This window comes from Streptomyces sp. MGP-BFMKR1 (assembly GCF_057766585.1).
This window is the reverse complement of the sequence record NZ_CM173408.1, coordinates 5417669-5430578: the sequence shown is the minus strand read 5'-3', so window position 1 is coordinate 5430578 and position 12910 is coordinate 5417669. Positions and strand designations below refer to the sequence as shown.

The 12910-nt window shown below is 72.0% G+C and carries 10 protein-coding genes; all 10 read right to left on the bottom strand.

The genetic code is table 11. From position 1 onward, the window contains the following. Positions 1–97 precede the first annotated feature (97 nt). Positions 98–610, bottom strand: coding sequence for a cytidine deaminase (locus AC3CHW_RS21430; protein ID WP_488467540.1), 513 nt, complete (start codon positions 608–610; stop codon positions 98–100). Beyond that, positions 607–1914 carry an ABC transporter permease gene (locus AC3CHW_RS21425; RefSeq protein ID WP_387592807.1) on the bottom strand — a complete coding sequence of 436 codons (1308 nt, stop codon included), beginning with the start codon at positions 1912–1914 and terminating at the stop codon, positions 607–609. Before AC3CHW_RS21425 ends, AC3CHW_RS21430 begins: the two co-directional genes overlap by 4 nt. Further along, positions 1911–3029, bottom strand: a complete 1119-nt coding sequence (locus tag AC3CHW_RS21420; RefSeq protein WP_359330374.1) for an ABC transporter permease — start codon at positions 3027–3029, stop codon at positions 1911–1913. Before AC3CHW_RS21420 ends, AC3CHW_RS21425 begins: the two co-directional genes overlap by 4 nt. Next, on the bottom strand, positions 3026–4627 hold the full coding sequence (locus AC3CHW_RS21415; RefSeq protein ID WP_488471129.1) for an ABC transporter ATP-binding protein: 1602 nt from the start codon (positions 4625–4627) through the stop codon (positions 3026–3028). The genes AC3CHW_RS21420 and AC3CHW_RS21415 overlap by 4 nt, the downstream gene beginning before the upstream one ends. 136 nt (positions 4628–4763) lie before the next feature. Then, positions 4764–5798 carry a BMP family lipoprotein gene (locus AC3CHW_RS21410; RefSeq protein ID WP_176162071.1) on the bottom strand — a complete coding sequence of 345 codons (1035 nt, stop codon included), beginning with the start codon at positions 5796–5798 and terminating at the stop codon, positions 4764–4766. 142 nt (positions 5799–5940) lie between these two features. Continuing rightward, a complete protein-coding gene (locus tag AC3CHW_RS21405) occupies positions 5941–7296 on the bottom strand; it encodes an amidohydrolase (protein WP_488467539.1) in 1356 nt (451 codons plus the stop codon). A 189-nt stretch (positions 7297–7485) separates the two neighbouring features. Next, positions 7486–8808, bottom strand: a complete 1323-nt coding sequence (locus AC3CHW_RS21400) for a hypothetical protein (RefSeq protein ID WP_488471128.1) — start codon at positions 8806–8808, stop codon at positions 7486–7488. Between the two features lie 205 nt (positions 8809–9013). Continuing rightward, positions 9014–9937, bottom strand: coding sequence for an N-acetylneuraminate synthase family protein (locus AC3CHW_RS21395; protein ID WP_176162073.1), 924 nt, complete (start codon positions 9935–9937; stop codon positions 9014–9016). Further along, on the bottom strand, positions 9934–11295 hold the full coding sequence (locus AC3CHW_RS21390; RefSeq protein ID WP_488467538.1) for a cytidylyltransferase domain-containing protein: 1362 nt from the start codon (positions 11293–11295) through the stop codon (positions 9934–9936). Before AC3CHW_RS21390 ends, AC3CHW_RS21395 begins: the two co-directional genes overlap by 4 nt. Before the next feature lie 224 nt (positions 11296–11519). Next, positions 11520–12860 (bottom strand): DUF6716 putative glycosyltransferase, encoded by a 1341-nt coding sequence (locus AC3CHW_RS21385; protein ID WP_187063534.1) that lies wholly within the window; start codon positions 12858–12860, stop codon positions 11520–11522. Positions 12861–12910: the final 50 nt, after the last annotated feature.

The following is a 12910-nucleotide window of genomic DNA, read 5'->3' as shown; positions in this document are numbered from 1 at the left end:
CCCGGCCGCCGCGCGGTCGGGGGCAGGCGACCGCCCCGGGCCGTCGGTAACGAGGCAGGTGGCACGGCCACTGGCCCGTACAACGTCCGGGGCGGTCCTATCGTTCGAGGTCGGCGTCGCGTTCGGGATCGGCCCCGGATTCGGGGTCGGCGCCGGGTGCGGGGGAAGCGCCGGGCGCGGGGGCGGCGGCGCGTTCGAGGTCGGCGGCGCCGAAGGCGTCCGGGAGGAGTTCGGCCAGCGGGCGGATGCCGCGGGCGGTGTCCACCCGCAGCCGTGGGCCGCCGTGTTCCCACAGCAACTGTCGGCAACGACCGCACGGCATGAGGACCCGGCCCTCGCGGTCGCAGCAGGTGAACGCGGTCAGCCGGCCGCCGCCGCTCGCGAACAACGCGGAGACCAGGCCGCACTCGGCGCACAGCGCGACCCCGTAGGCGGCGTTCTCGACGTTGCAGCCGCTGACGGTGCGGCCGTCGTCCACCAGGGCCGCGGCCCCGACCGGGAAGCCGGAGTAGGGGGCGTAGGCCCGGGACATGGCCTCCCGGGCCCGCTGCCGCAGCTCCCGCCAGGCGCTCTCGGGGAGCGGGGCGAGGGTGTCGCGGGCGTCGGTCATCCGCCCTGGCCCCTTCGGTAGGGCTTGTTGTTGGCCTTGGGCATGCGGAGCCGTTGCGCCGCCAGGGCCATCACCAGCAGGGTGACGATGTACGGCGTGGCGCCGACGAGTTCGTTCGGTACGGAGTCGGTCATCGCGTACCAGACGATCAGCAGCGCGGCGGCCAGGCCGCTCAGCCCCGCCGCGATGTAGTGCTGACGGGTCAGTCGCCATACGGCGAGTGCCAGCAGGCCGAGCGCGACGAGCAGTATCAGGGCGTGCACGGTGGTGCCGCCGCTGCGCAGTTGCAGCGCGTCGGAGTAGCCGAACAGGCCCGCGCCCATGGCCAGGCCGCCGGGGCGCCAGTTGCCGAAGAGCATGGCCGCCAGGCCGATGTAGCCCCGGCCGCCGGTCTGGCCCTCGTTGTAGATGTGCGAGCGGACCAGAGCGAGGAAGACGCCGCCGAGGCCGGCCAGCGCGCCGGAGGTGACGACCGCCGCGTACTTGTAGAAGTAGACGTTGACGCCGAGCGACTCGGCGGCGGTCGGGTTCTCGCCACAGGAACGCAGCCGTAGCCCGAACGAGGTCTTCCACAACACGAGGAAGGTGCCGGCGAACAGGGCGATGGCCAGCACGGTCAGCGCCGAGATGTCGGTGACCAGGCCGCCGAGGATGCCGGCCACGTCGGAGACCAGGAACCAGTGGTGTTTCTCCAGGTCGGCCAGCCAGTCGGCCAGCCCCGGCACGGTGAACTGCTGGATGTCGTCGACCTGCGGCGACTGCTTGGGGCTGCCGCCCTCGTCGGCCAGCGGCTCGAACCAGCGCTTGGCCAGGTACGAGGTGGCGCCCAGGGCCAGGATGTTGATGGCCACGCCGGAGATGATGTGGTCCACGCCGAAGGTGACCGTGGCCACCGCGTGCACCAGGCCGCCGATCGCGCCGCCGAGCACGCCGGCCAGCACGCCGGTCCACGGGCCCCACTGGTAGCCGGCCCAGGCGCCGAAGAACGTGCCGAGGATCATCATGCCCTCGAGCCCGATGTTGACCACGCCGGCCCGCTCGGCCCACAGCCCGCCGAGGCCGGCGAGGCCGATGGGCACGGCCATCGACAGGCCGGCGGCGATCTGGCCGGACGAGGTGATGTTGTTGAACGCGGGCGTCTGGCCCGAGGCGACCTGGTCGATGATCTCGCGGACCACCGACAGCGTGATCAGGGCGCCCGCGATGATCAGCAGCACCTTGGCGAAGGACAGCCGTCCGCCGGCGGCCCGGGAGGCGCCCGGCGGGCCCTTCGGGGTCTTGGTGAGAGTCGGGGCGCCGCTCACTGGGCCACCTCCCGCTTGGTCAGATTGACGGCCTGCTGGGCGAGTTCGGCGCCCACCCGCTGCTGCTGGCGCTTGATGCCGTAGCGGCGCACCAGTTCGTACGCGATGACGACGCACAACACGATCACGCCCTGCATCACGCCGACGATCTCCTTGTCGTACCCCTCGAACTCCAGCCGGTTCGCGCCGCGCTCCAGGAAGCCCCACAAGAGGGCGCCCAGCGCGATGCCGACCGGGTGGTTGCGGCCGAGGAGGGCCACGGCGATGCCGGTGAAGCCGACGCCGAGCGGGAAGTCGGCGGTGAACTGGTGCGTGTCGTTGAGCACGGTCGGCATGCCGACCAGGCCCGCCATCGCGCCGGAGAGCACCATGCTGGTGACGATCATGCGCTTGACGCCCACGCCGCTGGCCTGCGCGGCGGGCTCGGAGCGGCCCACCGAGCGCAGGTCGAAGCCGAACCGGGTGCGGCCGAGGACGAACCAGAACGCGAGCCCGGCGAGCACGGCCACCACGAGGAAGCCCCAGATGGGGTCGAGGTCGCCGCCGGCCGGGATGGTGAAGAAGTGGCTGGACTCGGGGAGCGGCTCGGTCGAGACGATGTTGGTGTCGGGGTCGAGCACGCCGAGCCGGCCGTCCACGAGCAGGTAGCTGATCAGGGCGGTGGCCAGCGAGTTCAGCATGATGGTGCTGATCACCTCGCTGACGCCTCGGTAGACCTTGAGCAGTCCGGCGATCGAGGCCCACATGGCGCCGACCAGCATCGCCACCAGGATGATCAGCGGGATCTGCACCAGGCCCGGCAGGTTCATCGCGCCGCCGGCGGCTGCCGCGATGAAGGCGGAGAGCCGGTACTGGCCGTCCACGCCGATGTTGAACAGGTTCATCCGGAAGCCGATGGCGACGGCGAGGCCGGCGAGGTAGTACGTGGTGGCCTTGTTGAGGATGTAGACCTGGCTGTCGGCCTTGCTGCCGTACTCGAACATCACGCCGAAGGCGTTGAACGGCTCCTTGCCCGTGGCGAGCAGCACCAGGGCGGTCACCGTGAACGCGGCGACCAGGGCGAGGGCGGGCGCGGCGATAGCCAGCAGCACCCGTTCCTTGTCGAACTTCTTCATCGGCCCTCTCCCGGCCCGTCGGTGGGGTGCTCCAGGTGGCCGCTGGCCGCACCGGTCATCGCCGAACCCAGCTCCTCGGGGGTGATCGAGGCGGGGTCGGCGTCGGCCACCAGTCGGCCTCGGTACATCACCCGCAGCGTGTCGGACAGGCCGATCAGCTCGTCCAGGTCGGCCGAGATCAGCAGCACCGCGAGGCCCTCGCCGCGGGCGGCGCGGATCTGGTCCCAGATCTGGGCCTGCGCGCCGACGTCCACGCCGCGCGTGGGGTGGGCGGCGATGAGCAGCTTGGGCAGGTGGCTCATCTCCCGGCCGACGATGAGCTTCTGCTGGTTGCCGCCGGACAGCGAGGCGGCCGTCACCTCGATGCCGGGGGTGCGCACGTCGTACTCGGCGACGATGCGCTCGGTATCGCGCCGCGCGGCCTTCGGGTCGAGCAGCCAGCCACGGCTGTTGGGCGCCTCGGTGACGTGCCCGAGGATGCGGTTCTCCCACAGCGGGGCCTCAAGCAGCAGCGCGTGCCGGTGCCGGTCCTCGGGGATGTAGCCGATGCCGCCCTCGCGCCGGGCGCGGGTGGGGGCGTGCGAGATGTCCCGCCCGTCCAGCGTGATGGTGCCGCCGTCGGGGTCGCGCATGCCCATGATGGCCTCGACGAGTTCGGCCTGCCCGTTGCCCTCGACGCCGGCGATGCCGAGGACCTCGCCCTTGTGGATGGTGAGGTCGATGCCGTCGAGTACGGGGCGGCTCACGCCGTCCGCGTCGACGGCGCTCAGCCGCAGGTCGGCGACGCGCAGCAACTCCACGTCGGTGACGGTCGACTCGCAGGTCTGCGGCGAGGGCAGCTCGCTGCCGACCATCAGCTCCGCGAGTTGCTTGGCGGTGGTCTGGCTCGGCTCCACGGAGGCGACGGTGGTGCCGCGCCGGATGACGGTGATGTCGTCGGCGACCGAGAGCACCTCGCCCAGCTTGTGCGAGATGAAGATGACGGTCAGGCCCTCGGCGGTCAGCTCGCGCAGGTTGTCGAAGAGCGCGTCGACCTCCTGCGGCACCAGCACCGCGGTCGGCTCGTCCAGGATGAGGACGCGGGCGCCGCGGTAGAGCACCTTGAGGATCTCCACCCGCTGCCGGTCGGCGACACCGAGGTCCTCCACCAGCGCGTCGGGCCGCACGCCGAGCCCGTACGCCTCGGAGATCTCGCGCACCCTGGCGCGCGCCCTGGCCCCGATGCCGTGCAGCTTCTCGGCGCCGAGGACGATGTTCTCCAGGACGGTCAGGTAGTCGGCGAGCATGAAGTGCTGGTGCACCATGCCCACGCGGCGCGCGATGGCGTCGGCCGGGGAGTGCAGTTCGACCTGTTCGCCGTGGAGGGCGATGGTGCCCTCGTCGGGCCGCTGCATCCCGTAGAGGATCTTCATCAGGGTCGACTTGCCCGCGCCGTTCTCGCCGACGAGGGCGTGCACGGTGCCGCGGCGGACCGAGATGTCGATGTCGTGGTTGGCGACGACGCCGGGGAACCGCTTGGTGATTCCGCGGAGTTCTACGGCGAAGGGGTGTTCCTCGCCGGCGGGTGACTCGCCCGTGGGGGCGCTGGCGGCTTTGATGGCGACTCCAGAGGGTGGGGTGGTGGCGGCCCCGCGGGGAGCGGGAGGCCGCGCCCCAGGGGAAGGGCCCGGAGAAAGCAGCGGCTACGCGGCTTCCTCCAGGCCCGGTGCAACGGCCTCACGGCCTGTGTGCGGGTCAGCCCGCGTAGGTGGACTTCACCTTGATGTCGCCCGCGATGATCTTCTTCTTGGCCTCTTCGATCTTCGGCTTGATGTCGTCGAGGAAGCCGCCGGAGTACGAGAGGGAGACGCCACCCTGCTTGAGGTCGTACGTCTGAACGCCCGTCATCGCCTTCTTGTCCTTCAGGACGCTGACGATGAAGTCGTAGACGGAGCCGTCCACGTTCTTCACCACCGAGGTGAGGATGGAGTTCTTGTAGTCGGCCAGGCCCTTTTCGTAGTACTGGTCGCCGTCGACGCCGATCGACCAGGTGCCCTTCTTCTTGGCGGTGGCCTCGATGGCACCGGAGCCCGAACCGCCCGCCGCCGAGTAGATGACGTCGATGTTCTTGTCGAGCATGCCCTCGGCCATGTCCTTACCGCGGTCGGGCAGGCCGAAGCCGTCGGTGCTGCCCGGGGTGACCCACTGGACGTCCACCGTCGCCTTCGGGTTGGTCTCCTTGACGCCCTGCACGTACCCCGCGGCGAACTTCTTGATCAGCGCGCTGTTGGTGCCGCCGATGAAGCCGACCTTGCCGGTCTTGCTCTTCAGCGCGGCGGCGACGCCGGCCAGGTAGGAGCCCTCCTGCTCGGCGGAGACCAGGCTGGCCACGTTCTTGGCCTCGACGACCGAGTCGACGATGGCGAAGTCGGTGTCCTTGTACTTCTTGGCCGCCTTGGCGAGCGAGGGGGTGTAGGCGTAGCCGACGCCGATGACCGGGTTGTAGCCGGCCTCGGCGAGGTCGGCGAGCTTCTGGTAGCGGTCGGCCTCGGTGTCGGTGTTCTTGGCGGTCATCTCCTTGCCGCCCACCTTGAGGTCCTTCTTCGCCTTGTCGAAGCCCTTGGCCGCGGAGTCGTTGAAGGAGTGGTCGCCCCGGCCGCCGACGTCATACGCCAGGCCGATGCCCTTGTCCTTGTCCCCTTCTTCCGAACTGCTGCCACACGCGGTGGCGGAGAAGGCGAGAGCCGCGGTAGCGATGCCCGCGACGGCGATCTTGGATGCCCGGCGCACGAGGGTCCCCTTCACTCGAAGCGCCACCTGTGGCGCTGATTTCCGCCGCATCGTAACGCGCGTAGAACCGCAGAAAAGGGGAGTCAGTAAGCCGTTATCGGATCGTCGCGAACCTGCCGCGACGATCCCGTCTACGGCGGCCCTACGGAAGGTTGCGATCGAGCAAAGCGGCGGCCGTGAAGAGTTCCACTCCCACCTCGATGGCCTCCTCGTCCACGTCGAAGTCCCCGGCGTGCAGGTCGCGGCGGGTGGTGTCGCCGACGCGGCGCACCCCGAGCCTGGCCATCGCGCCCGGAACGTGCTCCAGGTACCAGGAGAAGTCCTCGCCGCCCAGGCTCTGCTCGGTGTCCTCGACGGAGTCCGCGCCGCGCCGGGCCGACATCGCGCGCCGCAGCAGCTCGGTCACGTCCGGTACGTTGACGACCGGCGGCACCCCACGGATGTAGTTGATCTCGAACTTCGCCCGGTGCAACGTGGCGACCTCCTCGATCGCGGCGTGCACCAGGTCGGGCGCCGAGCGCCAGCCCGGCAGGTCGAGGCAGCGCACCGTGCCGGACAACTCGGCGTGCTGCGGGATGACGTTGGAGGCGTGGCCCGAGGCGATACGGCCCCAGGTCAGCGCGAGCCCGGAGCGGGTGTCCACGCGGCGGCTGAGCACCGCGGGCACCTCGGTGGCGACCTTGGCCGCGGCGGTGACCATGTCGGTGGTCAGGTGCGGCCGGGCGGTGTGCCCGCCCGCGCCGTCGAGGGCGATCTCCACCCGGTCGCAGGCCGAGGTGATGGGCCCGACGCGCAGCCCGAGCCGCCCGACGTCCACCCGCGGGTCGCAGTGCACGGCGATGATCCGGCCCACCCCGTCCAGCACGCCGTCCTCGATGATGTCGGCGGCCCCGCCGGGCAGTACCTCCTCGGCCGGCTGGAAGATCAGCCGCACCGGGTGCGCCAGCCTGCCCTCGCGGGCCAGCTCGGCCAGGACGAGGCCGGCGCCGAGCACCACGGTGGTGTGCACGTCGTGCCCGCAGGCGTGCGCCCGGTCGGGCACGGTCGAGCGGTACGCGACGTTCTTGGTGTCCGGGATCGGCAGCGCGTCGATGTCGGCGCGCAGCGCGAGGAAGGGCCGGCCGTCGTCCCGCCGGGCGCCCGCGCCGTCGCCCGGGTATCCGCCGCCGTACGCCGAGCGCGCGTCCCCCTCGCCCCGCTCGGACCCGCCGCCGTCGATGAGCCGCGCCGGGTCGATGTCGCACACGAGGCCGGTGCCGGTGGACAGGACGCGCGGCGCGAGGCCGGCCTGCTCCAGTCTGGCCTTGATGGCCGCGGTGGTCCGGAACTCGCGGTTCCCCAGCTCGGGGTGCATGTGCAGGTCCCGGCGGAACGCGGTCAGTTCGGCGCGCAGCGCGGCGGGCAGCCGACCGGGCAGCTCGGCCTCTGCGGTGACACCGGGCAGCTCGGCTTCGACGGTGGCTTCGGGCTCTAGGTCGCGGGGCGTTACGTGGTTCACGCGTGCAGCGTAAGACGCCACGCGGGGCAACTGCGCGGCGATCAACAAAAGTTCAGCCCGTTAGGGGAAGAAAAATCGGGCCGCTGGTCGCATGAGTGGCGACCCGATGGGGTATGAACGCTGTTTGTGCTCGCCCATCGAACGGCGGTCCGCTCACCCAGGGTGAGCGGACCGGAGACTGCGGCGAGGCTACGGCTGGCTCGGCGAAGCCGGCGCGTACGGGAGTCTGTGCACGTCACGGGCGGTGCCCGTGACGCCGGACAGGAACCCCTGGGCGCGCGGCGAGGCGTGCGAGGTCAACCAGGCCGGATCGACGTCACACACGGCGACCTTGATGCCGGTGCCCGCGAGCGCCAGCGGCAGCGTGTGCACGACCGTCGAGGGAAAACTCAAGATCATCCGCCCTATGGGACCGCGCCGGGCGATCAGCTCCAGCGGGAGGTCGGGCCGCACGATCTCCAGGCCCACCTCGACGCTGATCCGGTGCAGCTTGCCGGTGGCCTCCTTGCGGTGCGCGAAGTAGCGCGTGGCCCCGTGCTCACGGGTCAGCGCCGTGACCGCCTCCACGTACCGCTCCAGGTCCACCACGCCGGTTTCCACCAGCGAGGTGCCCACCAGGTCGGTGCCGCCCGTCAGCTTGGGCGGGCCGAACCGGGCCCGGGTCCAGGCGAACGTGTTGGAGGTGACCGTGACGCCGGGCGGCGGGTCCACCGGCATCGAGCTGAACACCTCGACCCGGCGGTGCTGACCCGGCGTCAGCCGGCGCCGCGCGCCCGCCGAGACCGGCGCGAACACCAGGTCGCGCGCGCCGCGGCTGCCGCGCCGGTGCCAGCGCTCGAGGCGTTCCCCGCGCGCCAGTTGGGAGATGAACTCCATGGTGGCCGTGCCGTCGTCCACGACGATCAGGTCGCGGGCCTTGGCCATGGTCAACAGGAGTTGCACGTAGCGCGAGAACGGGTCGCCGATGACGATGCGCCGCGCGGCGCGCACCAGCGAGGCCAGGCCGCTGATGGTGCGGAACGGCGCGGACGCGCCGCCCCGCGCCTCCTCCCAGCGCACCCGCACGCCCTCTTCCCTGGCCAGCTCCGCCATCCGACGGAGCTGGCCACGGGTCATCGGGTCGTGCGGCGACAGCACGATGACGGTCAGGTCCCCCGGTGCCCCAACACCGGTGTCCCCTCCGGCCCTGGCGCCCGCCGGGGCGCCGGAGCCGTCCGCATCGCCGGCCGCCACGCGCGGCGCGTCGGCGCTCTCAGACGCGCGGAGCGCGTCAGTACTTCCCGACGCGCGGAGCGCGTCAGTGCCCTCAGACGCGCGGAGCGCGTCGGCACTTCCCGACGCGCGGAGCGCGTCAGTGCTCTCAGACGCGCGGAGCGCGTCAGTACTTCCCGACGCGCGGAGCGCGTCAGCGTAAGCCCACTCCAGAACATTCAACAATTGCACCGGGCTCTCCACGAAGGCGAGCGTGCTGCCCGGGGCGGCGTCCTGGGGGGACGCGCCGCGCCCGGGCAGCGCCCGGACGCGGCGTTCGGAACCGGCCCCACCCGCGGTGAGGGTCGGTTCCGGAACAGGGCCGAGCGGCCCTGTGGTTGAGCTCACGAGGTCTACCTCACGCTCTCGGCGGCCTCGCCTCGCGACGAGGCCGCACTGCCGACGGGAGTTGCCGGGTGCCTGGCCCGGAAGGCGGCGCGGCGTGCCCACGGCCCGTGGACACGGGTCACACGGCGGCGGGCTCGCGCTCCTCGGACTCGGCGATGACGCCGGTGACGCGGCGCAGCTTCTTCATCGGGCCCAGCTCGCTCTCGTACACCTTCTTGACGCCGTCACCGAGGGACTCCTCGATGGTGCGGATGTCGCGGACCAGGCGCTGCAGGCCCTGCGGCTCCACGGAGGCGGCCTGGTCCGAGCCCCACATGGCGCGGTCGAGGGTGATGTGACGCTCCACGAAGGTGGCGCCGAGCGCGACCGCGGCGAGCGTGGTCTGCAGGCCCGTCTCGTGGCCCGAGTAGCCGATCGGCACGTTGGGGTACTCGGCCTGCAGGGTGTTGATGACCCGCAGGTTCAGCTCCTCGGCCTTGGCCGGGTAGGTGGAGGTGGCGTGGCAGAGCAGGATGTTGTCGCTGCCCAGCACCTCGACCGCGTGCCGGATCTGCTTCGGCGTGGACATGCCCGTCGAGAGGATGATCGTGCGGCCGGTGGCGCGCAGCGCGCGCAGCAGCTCGTCATCGGTCAGCGAGGCGGAGGCCACCTTGTGCGCCGGGAGGTCGAACTTCTCCAGGAAGGCGACGGCCTCGGTGTCCCACGGGGAGGCGAACCAGTCGATGCCGCGCTTCTTGCAGTGCTCGTCGATCTTGCGGTACTCGTCCTCGCCGAACTCGACGCGGTGCCGGTAGTCGATGTACGTCATCCGGCCCCAGGGGGTGTCGCGCTCGATGTCCCACTGGTCGCGCGGGGTGCAGATCTCCGGGGTGCGCTTCTGGAACTTGACCGCGTCACAGCCGGCGTCGGCGGCGACGTCGATCAGCTTGAACGCGTTCTCCAGGTCACCGTTGTGGTTGATGCCGATCTCACCGGTGACGTAGACCGGCTGGCCGGGCCCCGCGGTCTTGGCGCCGAGGGTGCGGAGGCGGGTGGAGCTCATGAAGACAGTTCCTTTCCAAGAATCCACGAGGCGATCTCGCGGATCGCACCGTCTCCTCCGGGGGTGGAGGTGACCGCGCGTGCGGCGCCACGTACGACGTCGTGCGCACCGGCGACCGCCACGGGCCAGCCGACGAGGCCGAAGCACGGGAGGTCGTTGACGTCGTTGCCGACATAGAGCACGCGCTCGGGCGCGATGCCCTGCTCCTCGCACCACTGCTTCAGTGCGAGGTCCTTGCGGTCGATGCCGTGGAGTACGGGAACCCGCAGCTTGCGGGCCCGCGCGGCGACGACCGGGTTCTGCTCCGTGGACAGGATCAGCAGCGGGATGCCGGCTCGGCGCATCGCCGCGATACCGAGCCCGTCGCCGCGGTGTACGGCGACGAGTTCGCGTCCTTCGGAGTCGATCAGCACCCTGTCGTCCGTCTGGGTGCCGTCGAAGTCGATGACCACCGCGTCGACGTCGTCGCGGGTGGGCAGGTGGGTGGGGAGGTAGTCGCCGCGGGCCTTCGGCCCCGGCCCGTCCAGGAGCGGGGCCAGCGCGCGGGCGCGCTCCAGGTCGTGCGGGTCGTCGATCTCCAGGACCCGGGCGGCGTCGGTCCGTACCAGCGCGGTGTGGCCGAAGAAGCGGTGCTTGTGGACGCGGAAGCCGTCGGCGCGCATGCCGTAGGCGGCGCCGGTCTCCAGCAGGTCCTGCGGCCGGTCCTGGCGGCGCGGGCGGAACGACTTGTCGTGGTTGACGCCGAAGCCGCCGCTGGCCTCGCCGGCCACCGCGCCCCGCGCGCCGTCGGCCGGCGCGGCCTGCGCTTCGGCCTCGCCGGCCTCGTCCGCGTCGCGCCAGACGAAGCCGTGGAAGGGGGCGACGGTCAGCGCGGTGTCGGCGCCGCCGTCGAGGATGGCGCCCACGACGCCGTCGATGTCCTCGCGGGTGATGAACGGGCTGGTGCACTGCACGAGCAGCACCACCTGCGTGCTGCCGGGCCCGTCGTGCCCGGCCTCGTGCGCGTCCATGGCGTGCAGTACGGCCGCCTCGCTGGTGGCGGTGTCGCCGGCGATGGCGGTGGGGCGCTGGATGACGTCGGCGCCGGCGCCGCGCGCGGCGGCGGCGATGCCCGGGTCGTCGGTGGAGACGACAACGTCGGTGACCAGCCGGCTGGCGCGGCACTCGCGTACGGCGCGGGCCACCAGCGGCACGCCGCCGACGGCGGCGAGGTTCTTGGCGGGCACGCCTTTGGAGCCGCCGCGCGCGGGAATCACCGCGAGCACCCGGCCGCCCCCGGCCCGTTCGCCGTCGCGGCCCTCGGCCGTCGTGCTTGTGCCCGGCGCGCTGGCGCGTCCTGCGGGCTCCGAGGTGGACATGGCGGCTCCTGACTCGTGGCGCTGCGCGCCTGGTGGTTCGTGGCGCGGTGCGCCGGGGTGGGTGGGGGGCGCCCCCGGTGTGACCTGCCGGTCCCGCGGCGGCCTGGTCGGGTGGGCGTCGGTGGTGGGGTGGCCTTGTTCGGTCGCGGGCGGTTCGGTCGCGGGCGCCGGGCCCGCGGTCGGCTCCTGGGGCCCCGCGGTGGTGCGCTCGCCGGGCGCGGGCGTCACAGCTCCCCCATGCGGCGGATGACGGGGGCGACCCGCTGCACGCCGTGCCGGTAGGCGCCGCGCGCGGCCTCGCGCATCGTGTTGCGGACGACCCGCTTGAGCCCGGAGGCGTCCTGCGGCTCGACGCTGACGCCGGGCCGCGGGCTGCCGTCGGCCTGGAAGCCGTAGCGGCCCAGGATGCGTGGCAGGTAGCCGGGCGCGGTGACGGCCGTGTAGTACGGGGTGACCGGCGGCAGCGGCGGGCCGGTGAGCAGGTCCTCCAGCCGGTTGCGCACCGCGTCGAAGGCGTGCTCGTACGCGCCGTCGGCCGCGGCCACGCCCTGCCGCTCGACCCACTCCGGGTCGGCCTTGGGCCGGTAGCCCGTGTCGAGCTGGTCCCAGGAGGCCAGGCAGCCCGAGCCGAGGAAGTGGTGGTTGCCCAGGCCCTCGCGGATGCCGAGGTCGGTGAGGATGGCGGTGGGGATGTTCCGGTGCAGCGATTCGAGGGCGGCCGTGGAGCTCACCGTCACCAGCAGGTCGGCGCTGTCCAGGACCTCGCCCATGTGCCCGTAGACGAGCCGGAAGTTGCTGGGCAGCGTGCCCGCGTGCCGGTCGGCCAGCTTCTGGTAGGGCAGCTCCTCGATGTGCGTGGTGTGCTCGCCCGGCTTGCTGCGCAGCTTGACCAAGACCTCGCGGTCGGGGTGCTTGCGGGCGTGCTCGACGGCGCGGCGCAGCAGGTAGGCGCGGTCAGCGCGGTTGTCGGGCACGGACGGCTGGACGGCGAAGACGACGGTGCCGCCGGTGTAGGGGCGCCGGGTGCGCGCGGTCTCGTCGTACGGGTCGCCGCCGAGGAAGGGCAGCGCGCACTCGACGACCACGTCGGGGTCGGCGCCGACGCCGCGGTAGACCTCGCGGAAGCGCTCGGCGTCGTAGCGGCTGTTGGCCAGCACGATGTCGGCGCCGTTGCGCAGCAGCAGGCCGTCGGCGAGCTTCTCGTAGACGACGCCCACGTAGCCGGTGATGAGGACCGGGCGGTGGCCGGCGTCGCGCAGGGCGTGCCCGAGGGCGTGCAGCATGGCCTGGACGCCGCCGCCGACGCAGGAGAGCACCACGGCGTCGTAGCGCTCGCGCTCTATCGCGTGGAGGAACTCGATGCCCGTGACCTCACGCATGGCGTCCGCGTGCACTCCGACCTCGGAGAGCTGACGGGCGGTGGGGGTCGCGCGTCCTCGCAGCAGGTATCCGTCGAGACGGTGGTCCGGTGCGACGCGGTGTGCGGTGAGCGCGCCCCACTTCCACCGAGTGTCGGAATCTGCGAGAACGGCCACGCGAGGCTGGGAATTGGTACGGGTGGGCACGTCGCTGACGCTAGGAAGGGTTTGCGAGTCACGGCCCAACACAGACGCAA